Below are 19,511 nucleotides of genomic sequence, written 5' to 3'. Positions count from 1 at the left end.
CGACCCTCGCATGTCGGGAGATCAGGAGGAACCTGAGTACAAATGGCGACACATGCGAATCTTGCTCGAACGAGGGAGGATGGCGAGGTGCCCGAAGGCGACACCGTCTGGAACACCGCGCGCGTGCTGCACCGCGCGCTGGCTGGCGCGCGCCTCACCGGCAGTGACTTCCGGGTGCCGCAGCTGGCCGCCACCGACCTCACCGGTTGGACCGTCCGCGAGTCGGCCAGTCGGGGCAAGCACCTGCTGCTCCGCCTCACCGCCCCGCCCGACGGGCCTGGGCTGGACGGGGCGCGGTGGACGCTGCACTCGCACCTGCGGATGGACGGCGCCTGGCGGGCGTACGCGCCGGGCGAACGCTGGAGCGGTCGGCCGGCGCACCTGATCCGGGTGGTGCTGCGCAGCCCCGGCGCGGTCGCGGTCGGCTACCACCTGCACGAGCTGGCCCTGGTGCCCACCGCCGAGGAGGACGGCCTGGTCGGCCACCTCGGCCCCGACCTGCTCGGCCCGGACTGGGACCCGGCCGAGGCGGTCCGCCGGCTCGCCGCCCACCCGGAGCAGACCATCGGTGAAGCGCTGCTCGACCAGCGCAACCTGGCCGGGGTGGGCAACCTCTACAAGTGCGAGCTGCTCTTCCTGCGCGGGGTGTCGCCCTGGACGCCGGTGGGCGCCGTGCCCGACCTGGCGGGCACCGTGGCGCTGGCGCAGCGGCTGCTCGCCGCCAACCGGGGCCGCTGGACGCAGAGCACCACCGGCTCGCTGCACCGGGGGCAGACCAGCTACGTGTACGGCCGCCGCGCCCAGCCCTGCCGCCGCTGCGGCACCGCGATCCGCAAGCAGGAGCTGGGCGAACGGGTCACCTACTGGTGCCCGGTCTGCCAACCGGAGCTTCCGGGGACCCCACCGCCCGCCTGACCGCCCCCTGCGGACCGAGGTCATCCCAGATACGGACGATTGGGTAATTCCTAACCGGCCGTCGGAGTCGCATGCTGCGGTTGAGTGCTCACCGATCGTCAGAGTGCCGGGCCCGACCAGGTCGCCACGCCGGGGTGGCGACCCTCGTGCCCCGACCCCGGGGAGAGCCATGGCGATTTTCCGCAGACTCCGCTCCACCTGGTTCGAGCGGACCGCCCGCGAGAGCAACGGCAGCGCCAACGGGCGGGTGGCGTCCGTGCCGGCCGCGCGGACGGCCGAGGAGGCCGCCCCGGCGCCCAGCCTCGACCCGGCCGTCCTGCCCCACCGCTTCGGCCCGGTGCCGAACTTCGCGCACAGCCCCCGCCCGGCACGCGACCCGGACGGCCGGGTGGTGCCGGGCACCGGGCTGCGCAAGTTCGTCGACCCGCTGCCCACCCCGGGCCAGCTGGGCCGCAGCGGCCTCGGCGGGTACCTGCCGGTGGCGGTGCCGGACACGATCAGCTATCCGGGCTGCGACTACTACGAGATCGGCCTGCAGGAGTACGCCCAACGGCTGCACCGGGACCTGCCGGCCAGCCGGCTGCGCGGCTACCGGCAACTGAACCTGGGCACCGACGCGTCGGGCCACAACACGGTGGCGCCGCCGGAGCGGCCCTGGCACCTCGGCCCGATGATCCGCGCACGCCGGGGCCGGCCGGTCCGGGTGAAGTTCATCAACCAGCTCCCCACCGGCCGGGCCGGCGAATTGTTCCTGCCGGTCGACGACACGGTCGAGGGGGCCGGCACCGGCCCGCTGGACGGCCCGGCGCCGTACCCGCAGAACCGGGCGGTGCTGCACCTGGCCGGGGCGCAGACCGGCTGGACGAGCGCCGGCAACCCGGGGCAGTGGATCACCCCGGCTGGGGAGATCACCCCGTACCCGACCGGGACCGGCCTGACCCACGTGCCGGACATGCCGCCGCCCGGGGCCGGCGCCACCACGCTCTACTACCCGAACGAGCAGAGCGGCCGGCTGATGTGGTTCCACGACAACACCCTCGGCCTGGCCCGGCTCACCGTCTACGGCGGACAGCTCGCGCTCTACCTGCTCACCGACCCGGCCGAGGACCAGCTCGTCGCGGACGGGGTGCTGCCGGCCGACCAGTTGCCGCTGGTGATCGAGGACAAGACGTTCGTGCCGGACGACACCCAGCTCGCCGCCGAGGACCCGACCTGGGACCGGGAACGCTGGGGTGCCCGGGGCAGCCTCTGGCATCCACACGTCTACCAGCCCCGGCAGAACCCGTACCGGTCCGGCGGGCGCAACCCGACCGGCCGGTGGGACTACGGCCCCTGGTCGCGCAACGCGGCCCCGGACGGCACCCGTGGCGACAGCTGGCCCGCGGTGGACGCCTGGCCGACGGCGGACGGAGTCACCGGCGGGCCGCCGCTGACCGGGCCCGGCCCGGTGCCGAACCCGCATCACGACCCGGTCGGCGCGCCGGACGAGCCACCGCTGACCCCTGGCACGCCGCACCCGTCCGCGGTGCCCGAGGTGTACGGGGACACCCCGCTGGTCAACGGCGTCGCCTACCCGTACCTGGACGTGGAGGCGCGCACGTACCGGTTCCGGGTCCTCAACGCCTGCCTGGACCGCAGTCTCAACCTCCAGCTCTACCGGGCCTGCTCGGACTCCCCGATGTGGACCGACGACGGCGGCCTGGCCGACGCCGACGCCGGCGAGGTGCCGATGGTGCCCGCCGTGCGGGCCGCCGGCCGGCCGGCGGACTGGCCGACCGACGGGCGCGACGGCGGCGTGCCGGACCCGCGCGCCGCCGGACCGGCGTTCATCCAGATCGGCAACGAGGCCGGGTTGCTCCCCGCCCCGGTGGTGTCGCCGAACCGGCCGATCGGCTACCGCTACGACCGCCTCGACCCGACCGTGCTGAACGTCGACGGGCACACGCTGCTGCTCGCCCCCGGCGAGCGGGCCGACGTGCTCGTCGACTTCTCCGCCGTACCGCCGGGCAGCACCCTGATCCTGTACAACGACGCCCCGGCCCCGCTGCCCGGCTTCGACCCGCGCTACGACCAGCACACCGACGCGCCGGACCGGACCGCCGAGGGCGGCCCGCCGCCGACCGAGCCGGGGTACGGCCCGAACACCCGTACGCTGCTCCAGTTCCGGGTGACCGGAGTGGCGGCGCCGCCGTACGACCTGGCGCGGCTGCGCCGCCGGCTGCCCCTCGCGTACGCGGCCTGCCAGCGGCCACCGATCGTGCCGCAACCGGCGTACGACGCGTCGTTCGGCACCCGGACCGCGCGGGAGACGACCGTGCCGGTGCACGCCGCCACGGTCACCTTCACCCCGGCGGGCGTCGCCGGACCGGTCACGCTGCCCGTCGCGGTGAAGGCCGCGCAGCAGGTCTTCTCGCCCGACCACGGCCGGCTGGCCGGTCGGCTCGGCGTCGGGCACCCGCACGCCGGGCCGCTCACCCCGGCGACCCTGCCGCTCGGCCCGACCGACCCGGCCACCGAGGTGCTCTTCGCCACCGATCCGGCCGTGCCGGTCGGCGCGCCGACCGACGGGACGCAAGTCTGGCGGATCAGCGGCAACGTGCGGCAGACCGAGCCGCTGCGCTTCGGCGGCTGCGACGTGCAGCTGATCAACCGGGTTGGCTGGGACGGGACGCTGCGGCCCCCGCACGGCGCCGAGCTGGGCTGGAAGGAGATCGTCCGGGTCAACCCCCGGGAGGACGTGGTGGTGGCGCTACGCCCGGTCGCCCCGACGCTGCCGTTCAAGCTGGGCGACAGCGTCCGACTGCTCGACCCGGGCCGCCCGGCCGGCACCCGGACCGGCTCGACCCCGGTCAGCCCGGCCGACGGGCGACAGGCGCTGGTGGTGAACCAACTGGTCAATCTCGGCTGGGAGTACCGCTGGCACAGCCAGCTCGCCGGCCACCGCGACCTGGGGATGAGCCGGCCGTTGGTGCTGCGGGTGGCGCCGAAGGCACCGACCGGGCTGACCGCCACCCCGGTGCCCGGCTCGGCCACCGCGCTGCCGGCGATCGCGCTGGCCTGGACCGGCAACGGTGGCCTACCGCCGGCCACCAGCCACCTGCTGCACCGGGCGACCGACTCGACCTTCGCCGGCGAGGTCACCACCATCACCGTCGCTGCCACCGCCACCCGCTACACCGACGCGACGGTCACTCCCGGGGTCACCTACCACTACCGAATCCGGGCGGAGAACGCCGTCAGCTACTCGTCCTGGTCGAACAGCGTGCCCGCGTCGGTGCACCTGGCCGCCCCGAGCGCGCTGGCCGCGGCGATCCCGCCGGCCGCGCCGTTGCGGGTGGCGCTGCGCTGGACGAACCGCTCCTTCGCCACCGGCATCGACGTCCAGCGGGCCACCAACCCGACCTTCACCAGCGGCCCGGGCACCACCGCGATCGGGGTCGGTGACAACCACCTGGACGTCGCGGTCGCCCCCAACACCACGTACTACTACCGGGTCCGGACCACCTACCTGGGCGCCGCGTCGGCCTGGTCGACGGTGGCCGCGGTGAGCACCCCACCCGCGCCGGTCACGCCGAGCGGGGTGAGTGTCACCGCCAGCGCGCCGGGGCCGGACACCGCGACGGTGATCCTGGGCTGGGCGGCGAGCACACCGGCCGGCCCGGGGGCCGGGTTCATCGTGCAGCGGGCGCTGGACCCGACCTTCGGCCGGGAGGTGGCCACCTTCACGGTGACCGGTCGCGGCTTCACCAACACCGGGCTCGCCCGAGGTGTGACCTACCACTACCGGATCCGGTCGTTCAACGTCGTGGGCAGCTCGCCGTACACCGACGCGATCCAGGTCACCACCCCGCCGTGACCGCACGGCCCGGGCCGTGCCGGATCAGGGGAGGGGCGTGCTCAGCGGGTGGGTGCCCGCAACGGGGTGCCGACCGCGCGCAGCTCGGCCAGCGCCGACGCCACGCCGTGCAGCAGGTCGGTCGCCTCGGTGAGCCGGGCGGCGGCCGGGTGGGCGGTCTCCGGGTGGGCGTCCTCGGCCAGGTAGCCGGCAGCGGCGACCACCAGCCGTTCGTAGGCCGCCACCCCGCTCTCCAGTTGGGAGGTCAACGCGCCGTGCGCCTGGGCCAGCGGCGCCCGGGCGTCGGTCGGAGCCAGCCGCAGCGCCCGTTCGACGCTGGCCACCCGACCGGCCAGGTCACGTAGCGAGTGGTCGGCGGCGGCTGCCTCCAGCACCGCCGGCTCGGCCAGCCCGGTCAACCGGGGGGCCATCCCGGCCAGGGTGAGCGCCGCCCGGTCGAGTCGGGCCCACGGCTGCCCCGCACTGGTGCCGCGAAGCGCGACCCGGGTGCGGACCCGGCGTACCTCGGCCAGCACCCCCGGGCCAACCGGCAGCCGCTCGACCGCGGCCACCAGCCGGGCCCGCGACCGGGCCGCGGCCTCCGCCGGGTCCAGCGCCGGGGGCGCCGGCCGGGCGGCCAGCGCGCGCAGGTCGACCCAGCGCCAGGCGGCGAGCGCCACCGCACCGCCCGCGGCGCCCGCCCAAGCAGCGTCGGGCAGACCGAGGCCGGCGTACGGGGTCAGCACCGCAGCGGCGCCGCCGAGCCCACCGGCCAGCACGCTCCACCGCCGGGCGGACCGGCGCAGCCGGCCCAGCCGACGGAAGTACCGCGTCCGCTCGTCTGCCACCCTGACCTCCTCGGACCGTTCGTTCAGCCGGCGGCGGTCGGGTCGCCGGTGCCCCGTTCGCGGGCCATGCTGGCCCTAAGCTCGTCCAGCCGGGCCGCGGCGGCCGGGTCGCTGGCCGGGGCGGCCACGCCGGTCGTCTCGCCCTGCGGCACGGCCGGCCGCTGCGCCGCGCCGCCGAGCTGCTCCCCGGCCATGCTGGACCGGATCTGCTCCAGCCGGGCCGAGCCGGCCGAGTCGATGGTCGCCTTCTGGATCTCCAGCATCCGGCCCTCGACCGAGTTGCCGGCCAGCTCCGCGCGACCCATCGCGTTGGCGTACCGCCGCTCGATGCGGTCGCGCACCTCGTCCAGGGACGGGGTGGTGCCGGGTGCGGTCAGCGACGACATCGACTCCAGCGAGCGGGCCACCGTCTCCTGCATCTTGGCCTGCTCCAGCTGGCTGAGCAGCTTGGTGCGCTCGGCGAGCTTCTGCTGGAGGATCATCGAGTTGTTCTCCACCGCCCGGCGGGCCTGCGCGGCGGCGCCCAGCGCCTGGTCGTGCAGGGTCTTCAGGTCCTCGGTGGCCTGCTCGGCGGAGACCAGCTGGGTCGCCAGGGTCTGCGCGGACTGCTCGAACCGCCCGGCCTCGGCCTCGTCACCCTTGGCCCGGGCCTGGTCGGCGAGCACCAGGGCCTGCCGGGCGTTGCCCTGCAACCGCTCGACCTCGGACATCTGCCGGGACAGCTTCATCTCCAGCTGACGCTGGTTGCCGATCACCGCGGCAGCCTGCTGCACCAGCCCCTGGTGCTGCCGCTGGGCATCCTCGATGGCCTGCTGGATCTGCACCTTCGGATCGGCGTGCTCGTCGATCTTGGCACCGAAGAGCGCCATCAGGTAGTTCCAGCCCTTGACGAACGGGTTCGCCATTTCCGCCGTATCCCCTCAGTAGCGTCGCTCCACCGCGGCCCGCCGGATGGACCGGCCGACCACGACCCGGCCGGTCTCCATCGTCCCAGCCGAAGGCCAGTGAGGCATCCGTACCGGGCGGTCGACGGCACCGGCAGCTCCTGCCGGCCACCCTACGCGGCCGGGGCCAGCTCGCCCATGGTCAACCGGAAGGACGGGCTCAGGCGGCGCAGACCACGTCCCGGTCGCGCTCGGTGGGGCGGACCCGGGTGCGGCGAAGCGTCGCCTTGAGCGGCGACTCCTGGCGGACCGAGACGGCGACCTTGCCATCGGAGGTGACCTGGCGAACGCCCCGGTTGGTGTTCTTGCGCACCGCGGGAGCGGCGCCGACGGGCACGGCCTCGGCCGACTCGTCCTGCATCGGGACCAGCACCCCGGGCATCTGCTCGGCCAGCGCCACCGTGTCGCTGACCTCGCGCAGCAGCTCGGACAGGCGGGCGCCGAGCGCGTCGCAGATCGCGGCGAGCAGCTCGCTGGACGGCTCCTTGTGCCCACGCTCGATCTCGGAGAGGTAACCGAGGCTGACGTTGGCGGCGGTGGACACCTCGCGCAGGGTGCGCTGCTGCCCCTGCCGGCGCGCCCGCAGTGCGTCACCGATCACCCGGCGTAGCAGGACCATCGCACCTCCCCCTGAGGGATACCTCTCGCCCGGCGGCTCACAGCCGGTCGCGGCGGACCGCGCCGACCCCGAGCGCCGGAGCCTTCCCGCAACCGTACCCGGTGCGGGCCCGGGCGACATCCCGCCCCGCCCGTCGGTTCGCCGGCGACCGCTCACCGTCGCCCGGCCCCGGCCGTACCCGCCTCCGCCGCGCGGGCGGTCCCGGCCGCCTCCTCGGCCTCCGCGTCCTCGGCGTCCGCCGCGCGGATCCGCTCGGCGAGCAGCCGCAGCGCCTCGGTCACCGCCGCCGAGCGGACGTGGTCCCGGCCGCCGTCCAGGTCGAGTTGGCGGACCTCACCGCCCTTCGGCCCGGCGACCGCCACGTAGACCAGACCGACCGGCTTGCCGTCCTGCGGTTCGGGACCGGCGACCCCGGTGGTGGCGAGCCCCCAGTCGGCGCCGCAGCGCCGCCGGCCGCCCTCGGCGAGCGCGGCCGCCACGTCCGGGTCCACCGGCCCCCGCTCGGCCAGCAGTTCCGCCGGTACGCCGGCCAGCTCGGCCTTCAGCTCGGTGGCGTAGACCACCAGCCCGCCCTGGTAGACCCCGCTGACGCCGGCGATCTCCACGATCGAGGCGGCGAGCAGCCCACCGGTGAGCGACTCGACGGTGGCCAGGGTCTCGTGCCTCTGCGACAGGCTGTGCACCACGCCCGCCGCCGGACTACCGACTTCCGGGCCACCCACCGCCCGCTCCCGACCCTCATCCTGCTCCATGCACCCGTCCTTCCCTACCCATCCCGACCCAACCCTCCCCGACCCGATCGCGTCGATCATGAAGCTGTCGCCCCGACACGCCGCTTCCGGCAACTTCATGATCAGCCGAGTAGGGCCACCGGGGGTGGGATCAGCGGGGGCGGCGGAGGCGGAGGGCCTGGGCTATGTAGTCGAAGCCGGTGGCGACGGTGACCAGGACGGCGGCGGCCATGATCCACGGGCCCACGGCGGCGAGGGCTGCCGGCATCGGCCAGAGGTACCAGGCGATGGCCAGGATCTGGAGCGCAGTCTTGATCTTTCCGCCGCGGCTGGCCGCGATGACGCCGTGCCGGATCACCCAGAACCGCAGCCCGGTGATGCCCAGCTCTCGGACGAGGATCAGCGCGGTCACCCACCAGGGCAGTTGGTCGTACCAGGAGAGCAGCACCAGGGCGGCGCCGGTGAGCGCCTTGTCGGCGATCGGGTCGGCCACCTTGCCGACGGAGGTGACCAGCCCGAACCGGCGGGCGATCCAGCCGTCCACCAGGTCGGTCGCGGAGGCCACCGCGAAGATCAGGCAGGCCGCCATCCGCCAGCCGGCGTGGCTCATCCCGGACATGATCACCGAGGCCGCGAAGACCGGCACCAGCACCAGCCGCAACGCGGTCAGCGCGTTGGCGGCGTTGAGCACCGGCACCCGGGGAACCACCCGGGCCGGCGTCGACTCGGTCGCCCCGGTCACCGCCTCACCCCGCTCGGGCCGCCGTGGCGTTCCCGACACCGCACCACCTGGCTCCCCCGCTCCGCTCGGGCCCGCCGTCACCGTGCCGCGCCGGGCGCCGCCGAGATCATCTCATCCGGCACGGCGAGCAGGTCCACGCCTTCGGTGCCGGTCACCCTGGCCCGCACCAGATCACCCGGACGCAGCGCGGCCAGATCGACCCCGCCCTCGACCGGGGCGACCAGGGTGGTGGAGCCGTCCACCTCCGGCGCCTGGTGCGCCGCCCGGCCCTCCACCACGCCGTCGGCGATCGAGTCGACCAGCACCTCGACCGTCGAGCCGAGCCGGTCCTCGGCACGCTGCGAGCACAGCTCGTCGGCGAGCGCGCTGAGCCGGTCGTAGCGCCGCTTGATGGTCGCGGCGGAGACCTTGCCGGGCAGGCCGACGGCCTCGGTGCCGTCCTCGTCGCTGTAGTCGAACATGCCGATCGCGTCGAGCCGGGCCTCGGTCAGGAAGCGGACCAGCTCATCGACGTCGGCACGGGTCTCGCCGGGGAAGCCGACGATGAAGTTGCTCCGGGCGCCCGCGTCCGGGGCCAACGCCCGGGCACTCGCCAGCAGCTCCAGGAACCGGTCGGTGGAGCCGAACCGGCGCATCCGGCGCAGCACCGGCTCGCTGGAGTGCTGGAACGACAGGTCGAAGTACGGGGCCACCCCGGGGGTGCCGGCGATCGCCTCGACCAGCCCGGGCCGGGTCTCGGCCGGCTGGAGGTAACTCACCCGGACCCGGACGATGCCGGTCACCGCGGCGAGCTGCGGGAGCAGCTTCTCCAGCGCCCGGGGGTCGCCCAGGTCCTTGCCGTACGAGGTGGAGTTCTCGCTGACCAGCACCAGCTCCCGTACGCCGGACTTGGCCAGCCACTCCGCCTCGGCGAGCAGCTCGTCTGGCGTACGTGAGACGAACGCCCCACGGAAGGCCGGGATGGCGCAGAACGCGCAGCGGCGGTCGCAGCCGCTGGCCAGCTTCAGCGAGGCGACCGGGCCGGTGTCCAGCCGGCGGCGCAGCACCTGGCGCAGGTGCGCCGGGGTGTGCTCGTCGGTGTCGACGGCCGTGCGGGTCGGGCTGCCGTGCCCGGGCAGCGACACCGCGGCGTCGCGCCGCTTCACCGGGGTGAGCGGCAGCAGCTCCCGCCGGTCGCGGGGGGTGTGCGCGGTGACCTGCTCGCCAGCGACGACCGCGTCCAGTCGGGCGGCGATGTCCGGGTAGTCGTCGAAGCTGAGCACCGCCTGCGCCTCGGGCAGGCTGTCGGCCAGTTCCCGGCCGTACCGCTCGGCCATGCAGCCGGCGGCCACCACCTTCGCGCCGGTCTCGGCGGCGGCGAGCAGGGTCTGGATGGAGTCCTGCTTGGCCTTCTCCACGAAGCCGCAGGTGTTCACGACCACCACGTCGGCGCCCTCACCGTCGGTGGTCACCTGCCAGCCGTCGGCGTGCAGGCGGGCGGCCAGCTCCTCCGAGTCGACCTCGTTGCGGGCACAGCCCAGGGTGAGCAGGGCGACGCGACGGCCCTCGGCGGGGTTAGGGGAGGTGGCAGACACCATCCGAGGGTACCGGGCCGGCCGGGGATGCCCGCGCACGCGGGCTGGCCGCACCGGAGCCGCGCCGTACGCCCCCCTCAGCCGGCGCCGCTGTGCTGTGGCGCGGGCTCGCTCGGAAGCCGGGAGACGGCGGCGGCGAGCAGTCCACCGAGCTGGGCGGCCTCGACCCCGCCGGCGCCCGGCCCCCGGACCAGCAGCAGCACGAGATCCCCCCGCCGGCCGACCACCCGGTCGGGCCCGGCGTACGCCTCGTCACCCACCCCGGGCAGCGGGACGCCCGTGCTCCGCCCGACGGTCAGGTTGAACCGGGCCATCATCCCGCGGGTGACCTGGAGCGCGAGGACCGTCGTCCCGCTGCCGTCGACGAACGACGCCATGCCCCGCACCTGGCCGCTCCCGGCCGGTCGCACCAGCGACACCCGACGCCCGGTCGCGGCGCCCACCTCGGCGGCGCTGAGCAGGCGCTCCGGCTGGACCGCGCCGTGGGTCGCGGTGCCGGGCAGAGCGGTGCCGGACGGCAGGTCGTCATCGGCGTACGCGGCGTCGTCGGCCGGCTCGGGGGCGGCGCGATGGACGGTCACACCGAGCACCCGCCGGGTCCACGGCCGGACCCGTGCGGTGACCACGTCACCGAGCCGGCACTCCCCCGCGATCTGCTCCGGGATGATCCACGCGCGGAGCCGGTCCGCGTGACCGTCGTCGATGACGAGGTAGCGGTTGATGATGCGGCCCGGCCCGTCGTCGGACGTCTGGCGCTGCCACACCTGGTGCCAGAGCACCTCGCCGGTGACCGTGGTCGGGGCGGCCAGGTCGACCACGGCCCGGAGCAGGAGGTATCCGGCAAGGACGAGCAGCGCGAGCCCGAGCAGCACGAAGCCGAGCGTGACCGGGCCGAGGTCGGTGAACCGCGTCCAGGCGATCGGCGACCCCCCGATCACCCGGGCGAACGTCCCGCCCAGCAGGCCGGCGATGAGCGCCCGAAAGACGATCCAGCCCAGCGGCTGGCCGTACCGGGGAAGCCCGCCCGGATAGCTGACGCTGACCTGCCGCCACCGGCCCCCGTACGACGACCAGAGTCGCCGACGGTCGGCCATGCCCAGGTCGATCACCTGCGAGGCCACCCGGGTGACGCCGAGCGCGGCCCCGTACGGCAGGTAGCGGTCCCAGACCGTGACGGCGGCGGGCGGCAGGTCGGCGAAGCTCTCGTGCCCGGCGAGCCAGGCGCGCAGTCCGAGCCAGCGGGCAGCGGCGGCCCGGCCGGCGGGGGTGTCGCGCTCCCCCAGGTCCCGGCCGGCGAGGCTGGCGAGCACCGCCATGGTGACGAGGAACGCGGCGACGCTGCCGAAGGTGTCCTCGCCGACGCGGGTCACGTAGTGCCAGCTGCCGACACCGACCCCGGCGGCGACGACCGCACCGAGCACGGTGAGCAGGATGACCACCGGGCGGGAGAACCGCCTGCGGGAGAGCCCGCGCCGCTGGGCGTCGGCCACGACGGCCCGGCGCAGCCGTTTTGACCAGGCTGTGGACCGGTTGGCGTCGGAGAAGCCCAGTGCGGTCAGCGGCACCATCCCGTCGACCGCCCGGGCGGCCACCCGGTCGAAGACCTGCCGCTCGTACCGGTTGAGGTCGTCGGTGGCGCGGCCGGTCAGGTGCACGGTGGTGTGGCGGGGATCCGGGTCGGCCTGGCGCAGATCCAGGTAGTGGCGCGCGGCGAGGTCGAGCAGCGTGGATTCGGCGGCGTCCACCGTGTACCGCCACCGGTTGACGAGCAGGCTGACCACGGCCGGGGGCTCCGCGCCGGGAAGGTCCATGGCGGCCGGAGCCGGATTCACGGCGGAGGGTCGGCTGGCCAGCCGGGTGATCCCGTAGACCACTGCCCAGAGGGCGAGACCCGCCACCGGCAGGCCGATCTCGATGACCCGATGGGAAACGTTCATCGCGGCGGGAGGCTAGAACCGGACGGAGACGTCGGCGCGCTCGCCGCCGGTCGCCTCGAAGTACGGCTCCGGACGGACGCCAGCCAGACCGGCGATGACGTTGGTGGGCAGCGTCTGCACGGCCGTGTTGAGCGACTGGACGGCGGCGTTGTAGAACTGCCGCGCGTACGCGATCTTGTCCTCGGTGGCGGCCAACTCGCGCTGCAGCTCGGCGAAGGTGTCACTCGCCTTCAACTGCGGGTACGCCTCCGCGACGGCGAACAGCCGACCGAGCGCCTCGGTCAGCGCGCCCTCGGCGTCGACACGTGGTGGCCCACCGCCCGGCACCGTTGTCGCCGCGACCCGTGCGGCGGTCACCGCCTCCAGCGTCGCCCGCTCGTGCCCCGCGTAGCCCTGCACCGTCGACACCAGGTTGGGAATCAACGAATGGCGTCGTTTGAGCTGGACATCCACCTGCGCCCAGGATGCCTGGACCTGGGCGCGCAACCGGATCAGCCGGTTGTAGCCGCCGATCGCGGCGACCAGCACGGCGACGAGGAGCACCAACAGGACAGTTACCAGCACCAGCCCGAGGACCATGGCACCTCACGTTCGGGTTACTCCGCCAGCGATCGCGACGGTCACCCTCATCATGATCGGTTCGCACAACCGGCGACCCGCCCGGTCGCCCATGCGACGGTCCGCTGTTCGGTCAGTCCCGCCCGCGTTCGGGTCAGCGCGCGGTGGCGGCCACCCGGGTCAGCGCGTCGAGGAGGAACACCTCGGTGCCGGCCAGGCCGGTGGAGCAGAAGACGGAGAGCTGGTCCGCGGTGGTCCGGCCGGGGACCGCGCCGGCCAGGATGCCACCCAGGTCGCGCAGCCGCCCGGCGTACGGGGGCGTGGCGGCGAGCATCGGCGGCCGGTAGTCCGCGGCCTGGGCCGGCGAGTCGGTGACCAGCAGATCGGCGACGTCCAGCAGGTCGGTGCCGAACTCGCTGCGGTCGCGCTGCTTGAAGCCCACGGCGTTGACGTGCGTGCCGGGGCTCAGGTCGGCGGCGCGGAGCACCGGGGTGGGGCTGGTGGTGGCGAGCACCACCAGGTCCCGTCCGGTCACCGCCGTGCCGGGGTCGGCCACCGCGCGGGCCGGCACGCCCAGCTCGGCGCGGACCCGGGCGGCGAACGCGTCCCGGCGGGCGGCGGACCGGCTGTGCACCACCACCTCGCGCAGGGAGCGGACCGCGGCGGTGGCCCAGACCTGGGTCCACGCCTGCCGGCCCGAGCCGATCACGCCGAGGGTCGCCGCGTCCGGTCGGGCCAGCGCGTCGACCGCCACGCCACCCAGACCGCCGGTACGCCGGGAGCCCAGCTCCTCGCCGACCGCCACGGCCCGGATGGCGCCGGTCTGGGCGTCGTGCAGCACCACCAGCTGCTCGCCCTGCGGATGGCCGAAGGTGTCGTACGAGCGGTAGCCGTACCACTCGCCGACCAGGTGCCCGGCGGTGAGCACCATCCGCGCACCGCCCAGCGGGGCGGCGGCCCGGGGCGGGGCGACCAGCCGCCCGTCGTACGCGGCCAGCAGGGCGGCGCGCATGGCGTCGACCGTGGTGACGGCGTCCAGCACGGCGGCGACCTCGGGGTCGGCGTAGAGCAGGGTCATGACGGCCATACTGCAAGTTGAACTCAGGTGCAGGTCAACGTCGCGTGGTGGGGGTCACCGCGTCGCGGCGTTGACCGGCTCCGCCGTCGGCGGGCGACCGGTGCTAGCGTCGGCACCGGTGGCCCGGTCGCCCGTGGCCGCTCCGGACGAGTGGTGGGCGTACCCGGTCAGGCCAAGACGCCCCGTGCGACGTGCAGACTCGACTCGTCCCGGCGCGATGGCCGGGTGCTCCCCGTGAGGTGGACGATGGCCTGGCTGGTGTTGGTGATCTCGGGACTCCTGGAGACGGCCTGGGCGATCGCCCTGGACCGTAGCGCCGGCTTCAGCCGGCTGGTCCCGTCACTGGTGTTCGTGGTGACCCTGGTGCTCAGCATGGGCGGGCTGGCGTACGCGCTGCGGGAGATCCCGGTCGGCACCGGGTACGCGGTCTGGGTCGGGATCGGCGCGGTCGGCACCGCCCTGGTCGGCATGCTGGCGCTCGGTGAGTCGGCGAGCCTGCCCCGGATCCTCTGCCTGCTGCTGGTGGTGGCCGGCGTGGTCGGGCTCAAGATCTTCCACTGACCTCCTGCGGCACGCGTGGCCGACGCCCACAGTGGGTAGTGATCGATCCGTCACGACAGGCTCTCACCCGGAGGCAGACATGGCCGACATGCCCAGCACCGCCCGCCCGCGCAGCAACGCCGCCCGGATCCTCACGATCGTGGGCTTCGTCTTCGCGGTGCTCGCCCTGTTGCTCAACCCGATCATCTTCGGCGTGCTCGGCGTGATCGCGGGCATCGTCGGCGCCGTGCTCGGCGACAAGCCGCTCGGCTGGTACGCCGCCGCCGCCAGCGTCGTCGCGGCGGTGATCAGCCTGGTGGTCATCTCCGCGCTGATCAACAACTGACCACCGTCCCCCGACGCGGGCCCGCCGGCTTCCGGCGGGCCCGTCGTGGTTGCCGGCCCGTTCGCCCGGTCAGTCGGCGTCTCCGCGCAGGCCGACCAGGACCTCCTCCAGCTCGTCCGGCTTCACCAGCACGTCGCGCGCCTTGGAACCCTCCGAGGGCCCGACCACGCCGCGGGTCTCCATCAGGTCCATCAGCCGGCCCGCCTTGGCGAAGCCGACCCGCAGCTTGCGCTGGAGCATGGAGGTGGAGCCGAACTGCGAGGTGACCACCAGCTCGACCGCCTGCACCAGCAGGTCGAGGTCGTCGCCGATGTCCTCGTCGATCTTCTTCTTGCTCTCCTGGGCGGGGGCCAGCACATCCGGGCGGAACTCCGGCTCGCGCTGGTCCTTGCAGAACTTCACCACGTCGGCGATCTCGCGCTCGGTGACCCAGGCGCCCTGGATCCGTACCGGCTTGGAGGCGCCCATCGGCAGGAAGAGCCCGTCGCCCCGGCCGAGCAGCTTCTCCGCGCCCGGCTGGTCGAGGATGACCCGTGAGTCGGCCAGCGAGGAGGTGGCGAACGCCAGCCGGGACGGCACGTTCGCCTTGATCAGGCCGGTCACCACGTCGACCGAGGGGCGCTGGGTGGCCAGCACCAGGTGGATGCCGGCGGCCCGGGCCAGCTGGGTGATCCGGACGACCGAGTCCTCCACGTCGCGCGGCGCGACCATCATCAGGTCGGCCAGCTCGTCCACGATCACCAGCAGGTACGGGTACGGACGCATCTCCCGTTCGCTGCCCGGCGGGGCCTTGATCTCGCCGTTGCGCACCTTGCGGTTGAAGTCGTCGATGTGCCGGACCCCGTTGGCGGCGAGGTCGTCGTAGCGCATGTCCATCTCGCGGACGACCCAGTCCAGCGAGTCGGCAGCCTTCTTGGCGTTGGTCACGATGGGCGTGACCAGGTGCGGGATCCCCTCGTAGCCGGTCATCTCGACCCGCTTCGGGTCGATCAGCAGCAGCCGCACCTCGTCCGGGGTGGCCCGGGTGAGGATGGACACCAGCAGGGTGTTGAGGCACGACGACTTTCCGGCGCCGGTCGCGCCCGCGATGAGGATGTGCGGCATCTTGGCGAGGTTGGCCACCACGTAGCCGCCCTCGATGTCCTTGCCGAGCGCCACGACCATCGGGTGGTGGTCGCTCGTCGCCGCCCGCGAGCGCAGCACGTCGCCGAGCGCGACGTTCTCCGGGTCGGTGTTGGGGATCTCCACGCCGACGGCGCTCTTGCCCGGGATCGGGCTGAGGATCCGTACGTCCGGCGACTTGACCGCGTACGCGATGTTGCGGGAGAGCTGGGTGATCCGCTCGACCTTGACCCCGTGCCCCAGCTCCACCTCGTACCGGGTGACCGTCGGGCCGCGGGTGAAGCCGGTGACGGCGGCGTCCACGTCGAACTGATCGAACACCCCGGTCAGCGCGGCGATCACCTCGTCGTTGGCCTTGCTGCGGGTCTTCGCGGCGGCACCGGCGCTGAGCATGTTGGCCGGCGGCAGGGTGTAGTCGCCGGCCAACCCGGTCAGCGCGAGCTGCTCGGCCCGGGTCGGTGGGGGCGAGTGCTCCGGCGGCTCGGCCGGCTTGCGGCTGGCCGGCACCTTCGCCGGCGCCTTGCGCGGCAGCACCATGGTCTCCTGGAAGTCCGCGCCGTCCAGGTCGTCGAAGTCGTCCGGGTCCACCGGCGGCGGCATCCGCTTCGCCTGTCGCTTGCGCGCCGGCCGGAGAACCGTCTCGTCCGTCTCCTCCTCGGTGGCGTCCGGCGGGGCGACCAGCCCACCGGCGAGCAGGCCCAACCGCTCGGGGATCTTGTTGATCGGTGTCGCGGTGACCACCAGCAGGCCGAACAGGAGCAGCAGGATCAGCAGCGGCACCGCGACCCACGCGGTGACCGCCCGCTCCAGCAGACCGCCGACGCCGGCGCCGACCAGGCCGCCGGCGAAGTCACGCTGCACCGGGCCCGCCGGGTCCTGGCCGATCTGGAGCAGCGCGGCGGTCGACACCAGCAGCGAGCCCCAGCCGATCAGCCCCCGGCCCCGGTGTGCCGGATCGGCCGGCTGGCGCATCAACCGCCAGGCCCCGATCATCAGCAGCACCGGCACCACCACGGAGATCGCGCCCAGGAACAGCCGCACGGTGTCGGCCAGCCGCACGCCGACCGGCCCCGCTCCGGAGAACCAGAGCGCGACGGCGCTGAGCAGGGCGAGGCCGAACAGCAGCAGCCCGCCGCCGTCGCGACGGTGCTCCGGGTCGAGGTCACGGGCCGAGGCGGCCTGCCGGCCGGCGGCCCGCACCGCCCAGCCCATGCCGTGCGCCAGCCCCATCCACAGTGCACCGATCGCCCGGCCCACGTAGACGGCCGGGCCGGGCCGGGCGGCCGTGGTGCGGCGCCGAACCGGCGCCCGGGTCTTCTTCGCCGGTTGGCGGGCACGACTGTTGGTGCCACCGCGCGGCGACGCGCCGCGTCGCCGGCTCGCCTGAGAGGTACGGCCCGCCATAGAGTCACGGTAACGGCGGGACCCGGCAGATCGCCGCTTTTCCGGGTCGTGTCCGCGCGTCGCAGCACGGACCGCGCCGCCGGTCGTGATATCCGCCTCAGAAGGGATGCCCGATGGCGTCGCCGGGATTCGAGGACGGTCCGGACGATCCGCTGGCCGGGCACCCTGACGTGTTGCGTCCGCTGACCGGTGAACTCGTCGCGGCGGTGCTCGCGGCCCGCGGCCGCACCGTCGGTCGCGCCGTCAACGGCGACCTGGTGGGCCGCTTCGACGACAACCTGATCTGGTTCCTGCGCCTCGGCGGGGACGGCGAGCTGCTCCAGGTCCGCACCATGGTCGCGCCCACCTTCTCCATCGAGCAGGTCCCCGCGCTGTACGCGTTCTGCAACTCGTGGAACCACGACCGGCTCTGGCCGAAGGCGTTCGTGCACGTCGACGACGACGGCCGCGCCCGCGTCTGCGGCGAGGTGATCACCGATCTGGAGCGCGGGGTGACCCCGCACCAGCTCGACCAGTTGCTCGACTGTGGCATCTCGGCCGGCTGCCAGCTCGCCGTGGCGGTCCGCCGGTTGCCCGGCGCGGTGCCGGCATGACCGGCCGGGAGGAGTCCACGAGCAGCCGGACCGACGATCCCGGCGCGCCGGCCGCCCGGCCCGCCGACCCGGTCGCCGTCCGGCGCGTCCCGGCGCTGGTGACCGCGCTCGCCGACACCCGGGACCTGCCCGACGGGCCCGGTCGGCTGGTGGCCCTGGAACGGCTCGCCGAACGGGCCGACGCGGCCGGCGACGCACGGTCCGCGGTGGACGCCCGGTTCGCGCTGATCGAGGCGTACCTGCTGAACGGGGAGCGCTGGCGACTGGTCGAGCCGGTACGGCGCTGCCGGGCCGCCGCCGACCACCGGTCCGAGCTGCTCGATGACGCCGAGGCCGGGTTGCTGCTGCGCTACCAGCGGTACGCGGTGGAGGCCCTGCTCGGCACCCCCCGGGTCGGGCTGGACCAGACCCGGTCCCTCCTGGACGATCTGGCCCACCGCGTCGGTGCCGACGGGCCGGACGCGTCGACCGTCGCGGAGCTGCGCTGCCGGATCGCCGACCATCTCGGCGACGAGCCCACCGCCCGCCACTGGTACCAGCGGTGGGCGGGGACGCGTCCCGGGCCGACCGGCGGGTGCCCGGGCTGCGCCCCGGCCCGGCGCGCGGAGCTGCTCGCCGGCTGGGGCGAGTGGCGAGCCGCGCTCGCCGAGCTGCGGGAGTGCGCCGGTGACCCGGAGGACTGCACCGATCAGCCCGAGCGGGCGCTGGTCGCCGAGCTGCTGCCCGGCCTGCGGGCCGGCGAGCCGGAGCGGGCGGCGGCGGCACACGTGCGGGCGTACCGGCGGCACCGGCGCGAACGTGCGGCGTTCCCGTACCTCGCGGCGCACCTGCGGTTCTGCGCGCTGGGCGGGCACCTGGAACGCGGGCTGGAGATCCTCGCCGAGCAGCTGCCCCGACTGGACCGGCCCACCGACGATCTCGCCGCGATGGAGTTCGCCGCCGCGGGGGCGCTGGTCTGCGGGCTGGCGGTGGAGGCCGGCCTGGGCGGGCGGACGGTGCACCGCCCCGCGTACGGTGACCGGCCGGCAACCGAGCCGGACGTGGCCACGCTCGGCGCGCTGCTGGGCGAGATCGCCAGCGAGCTGGCGGGCAGCTTCGACGCCCGCAACGGCACCGGCCACCACTCTGGTCGGATGGCTGCCTGGCTGGCCGAGCGGCCACTCGCGGAGCCGGTGCCGCTGCCCGCGGACGAGCCCACCGAGGATCCCGGCGACGCCGACGTGACCGGTGACAGCCGGGCCGGTGACGAACGGACCGCGGACGGGCCGGGCGAGCGTGAGCTCGTGACGCTGACCCTCGACATGATCACGATGGCACTGGACCGGCGCGGCGACCGCTACCGGGTGGACGAGGGTGGCACGGTGGTCGGCCGCTGGGGCGCCGCGGTGATCCAGTTCCGTCGGGCGGGTGAGCGCGGCGAGGTGCTGCACGCGCGCACGATGGCGGCCCGCCGGCTGCCGGTGGCGCGGCGCGCCGAGGCGTACGCCTTCTGCAACGCGTGGAACCACGACCGGCTGCTGCCCAAGGCGTACGCGCACGACCTCGGCGAGGAGCTGGTGCTGGCCGGCGACGTGGCCACCGACCTGGCGCACGGGGTTGCCCCGGCGCAGCTGCTGGTGCTGGTGGACGCCGCCATCGCGACCGGTGTCGCGTACGCCGAGGCGGTCGCCGCGTTGCCCTGACGCGCCCCGGACGCGGCGACGCCGGCCCACCCCGTTCGGGTGG

The 19,511-nt window shown here is 74.6% G+C and carries 16 protein-coding genes and 1 riboswitch; of the genes, 6 read left to right on the top strand and 10 right to left on the bottom strand.

The features are described from left to right. Positions 1-87: 87 nt before the first annotated feature. Together AB0K07_RS06595 and AB0K07_RS06590 are read left to right on the top strand one after the other, a co-directional pair. On the top strand, positions 88-915 hold the full coding sequence (locus tag AB0K07_RS06595) for a DNA-formamidopyrimidine glycosylase family protein (RefSeq protein ID WP_363751548.1): 828 nt from the start codon (positions 88-90) through the stop codon (positions 913-915). A 169-nt stretch (positions 916-1,084) separates the two neighbouring features. After that, entirely contained in the window at positions 1,085-4,771 is a 3,687-nt protein-coding gene (locus AB0K07_RS06590; RefSeq protein ID WP_363751546.1) for a hypothetical protein, read from the top strand. 41 nt (positions 4,772-4,812) lie between these two features. Here AB0K07_RS06590 and AB0K07_RS06585 read toward each other — a convergent pair whose 3' ends face one another. The 9 genes from AB0K07_RS06585 to AB0K07_RS06545 form a co-directional block, all read right to left on the bottom strand. Further along, complete coding sequence (locus AB0K07_RS06585) at positions 4,813-5,598, bottom strand: hypothetical protein (protein WP_363751545.1); 786 nt, start codon at positions 5,596-5,598, stop codon at positions 4,813-4,815. A 23-nt stretch (positions 5,599-5,621) separates the two neighbouring features. Further along, the gene (locus tag AB0K07_RS06580) at positions 5,622-6,503 is read right to left on the bottom strand and encodes a PspA/IM30 family protein (protein WP_363751543.1); all 882 of its coding nucleotides are present in this window, start codon (positions 6,501-6,503) and stop codon (positions 5,622-5,624) included. Positions 6,504-6,702: 199 nt separating this feature from the next. After that, on the bottom strand, positions 6,703-7,161 hold the full coding sequence (locus tag AB0K07_RS06575; protein ID WP_363751542.1) for a helix-turn-helix transcriptional regulator: 459 nt from the start codon (positions 7,159-7,161) through the stop codon (positions 6,703-6,705). Between the two features lie 152 nt (positions 7,162-7,313). Further along, the gene (locus tag AB0K07_RS06570) at positions 7,314-7,913 is read right to left on the bottom strand and encodes a CinA family protein (protein WP_363751541.1); all 600 of its coding nucleotides are present in this window, start codon (positions 7,911-7,913) and stop codon (positions 7,314-7,316) included. A 130-nt stretch (positions 7,914-8,043) separates the two neighbouring features. Beyond that, complete coding sequence (gene pgsA, locus AB0K07_RS06565; RefSeq protein WP_363751539.1) at positions 8,044-8,634, bottom strand: CDP-diacylglycerol--glycerol-3-phosphate 3-phosphatidyltransferase; 591 nt, start codon at positions 8,632-8,634, stop codon at positions 8,044-8,046. 77 nt (positions 8,635-8,711) lie between these two features. Next, positions 8,712-10,211, bottom strand: coding sequence for a 30S ribosomal protein S12 methylthiotransferase RimO (gene rimO / locus AB0K07_RS06560; protein WP_363751537.1), 1,500 nt, complete (start codon positions 10,209-10,211; stop codon positions 8,712-8,714). A 74-nt stretch (positions 10,212-10,285) separates the two neighbouring features. Continuing rightward, the gene (locus AB0K07_RS06555; RefSeq protein WP_363751535.1) at positions 10,286-12,145 is read right to left on the bottom strand and encodes a hypothetical protein; all 1,860 of its coding nucleotides are present in this window, start codon (positions 12,143-12,145) and stop codon (positions 10,286-10,288) included. A 12-nt stretch (positions 12,146-12,157) separates the two neighbouring features. Then, a complete protein-coding gene (locus AB0K07_RS06550; protein WP_363751533.1) occupies positions 12,158-12,724 on the bottom strand; it encodes a LemA family protein in 567 nt (188 codons plus the stop codon). Between the two features lie 133 nt (positions 12,725-12,857). After that, the gene (locus AB0K07_RS06545; RefSeq protein ID WP_363752731.1) at positions 12,858-13,781 is read right to left on the bottom strand and encodes an ornithine cyclodeaminase family protein; all 924 of its coding nucleotides are present in this window, start codon (positions 13,779-13,781) and stop codon (positions 12,858-12,860) included. A 119-nt stretch (positions 13,782-13,900) separates the two neighbouring features. Then, positions 13,901-13,968: riboswitch (guanidine-III (ykkC-III) riboswitch) on the top strand. A gap of 59 nt (positions 13,969-14,027) precedes the next feature. Here AB0K07_RS06545 and AB0K07_RS06540 point away from each other — a divergent pair. Both AB0K07_RS06540 and AB0K07_RS06535 read left to right on the top strand, forming a co-directional pair. Further along, positions 14,028-14,342 carry an SMR family transporter gene (locus AB0K07_RS06540; RefSeq protein ID WP_363751532.1) on the top strand — a complete coding sequence of 105 codons (315 nt, stop codon included), beginning with the start codon at positions 14,028-14,030 and terminating at the stop codon, positions 14,340-14,342. 79 nt (positions 14,343-14,421) lie between these two features. Continuing rightward, positions 14,422-14,667, top strand: a complete 246-nt coding sequence (locus AB0K07_RS06535) for a hypothetical protein (protein WP_363751531.1) — start codon at positions 14,422-14,424, stop codon at positions 14,665-14,667. Positions 14,668-14,736: 69 nt separating this feature from the next. Here AB0K07_RS06535 and AB0K07_RS06530 read toward each other — a convergent pair whose 3' ends face one another. Continuing rightward, positions 14,737-17,193 carry a DNA translocase FtsK gene (locus AB0K07_RS06530; RefSeq protein WP_363751530.1) on the bottom strand — a complete coding sequence of 819 codons (2,457 nt, stop codon included), beginning with the start codon at positions 17,191-17,193 and terminating at the stop codon, positions 14,737-14,739. A 113-nt stretch (positions 17,194-17,306) separates the two neighbouring features. On the opposite strand from AB0K07_RS06530, the gene AB0K07_RS06525 reads away from it, so the two are divergent. Further along, on the top strand, positions 17,307-17,786 hold the full coding sequence (locus AB0K07_RS06525) for a YbjN domain-containing protein (protein WP_363751529.1): 480 nt from the start codon (positions 17,307-17,309) through the stop codon (positions 17,784-17,786). Next, the gene (locus tag AB0K07_RS06520) at positions 17,783-19,468 is read left to right on the top strand and encodes a YbjN domain-containing protein (RefSeq protein WP_363751528.1); all 1,686 of its coding nucleotides are present in this window, start codon (positions 17,783-17,785) and stop codon (positions 19,466-19,468) included. Before AB0K07_RS06525 ends, AB0K07_RS06520 begins: the two co-directional genes overlap by 4 nt. Positions 19,469-19,511: the final 43 nt, after the last annotated feature.

The organism is Micromonospora sp. NPDC049301, assembly GCF_040678715.1.
Classification (GTDB): domain Bacteria; phylum Actinomycetota; class Actinomycetes; order Mycobacteriales; family Micromonosporaceae; genus Micromonospora.
This window is presented reverse-complemented; position numbering and strand designations above follow the sequence as displayed.

What these genes read in the sequence shown, in the direction of transcription:
- AB0K07_RS06590 (WP_363751546.1), top strand. Translation starts at nt 1,085, where the DNA reads ATGGCGATTTTCCGCAGACTCCGCTCCACCTGGTTCGAGCGGACCGCC.
- AB0K07_RS06580 (WP_363751543.1), bottom strand. Translation starts at nt 6,503, where the DNA reads ATGGCGAACCCGTTCGTCAAGGGCTGGAACTACCTGATGGCGCTCTTC.
- AB0K07_RS06575 (WP_363751542.1), bottom strand. Translation starts at nt 7,161, where the DNA reads ATGGTCCTGCTACGCCGGGTGATCGGTGACGCACTGCGGGCGCGCCGG.
- AB0K07_RS06570 (WP_363751541.1), bottom strand. Translation starts at nt 7,913, where the DNA reads ATGGAGCAGGATGAGGGTCGGGAGCGGGCGGTGGGTGGCCCGGAAGTC.
- rimO (WP_363751537.1), bottom strand. Translation starts at nt 10,211, where the DNA reads ATGGTGTCTGCCACCTCCCCTAACCCCGCCGAGGGCCGTCGCGTCGCC.
- AB0K07_RS06555 (WP_363751535.1), bottom strand. Translation starts at nt 12,145, where the DNA reads ATGAACGTTTCCCATCGGGTCATCGAGATCGGCCTGCCGGTGGCGGGT.
- AB0K07_RS06550 (WP_363751533.1), bottom strand. Translation starts at nt 12,724, where the DNA reads ATGGTCCTCGGGCTGGTGCTGGTAACTGTCCTGTTGGTGCTCCTCGTC.
- AB0K07_RS06545 (WP_363752731.1), bottom strand. Translation starts at nt 13,781, where the DNA reads ATGACCCTGCTCTACGCCGACCCCGAGGTCGCCGCCGTGCTGGACGCC.
- AB0K07_RS06540 (WP_363751532.1), top strand. Translation starts at nt 14,028, where the DNA reads ATGGCCTGGCTGGTGTTGGTGATCTCGGGACTCCTGGAGACGGCCTGG.
- AB0K07_RS06535 (WP_363751531.1), top strand. Translation starts at nt 14,422, where the DNA reads ATGGCCGACATGCCCAGCACCGCCCGCCCGCGCAGCAACGCCGCCCGG.
- AB0K07_RS06530 (WP_363751530.1), bottom strand. Translation starts at nt 17,193, where the DNA reads ATGGCGGGCCGTACCTCTCAGGCGAGCCGGCGACGCGGCGCGTCGCCG.
- AB0K07_RS06525 (WP_363751529.1), top strand. Translation starts at nt 17,307, where the DNA reads ATGGCGTCGCCGGGATTCGAGGACGGTCCGGACGATCCGCTGGCCGGG.
- AB0K07_RS06520 (WP_363751528.1), top strand. Translation starts at nt 17,783, where the DNA reads ATGACCGGCCGGGAGGAGTCCACGAGCAGCCGGACCGACGATCCCGGC.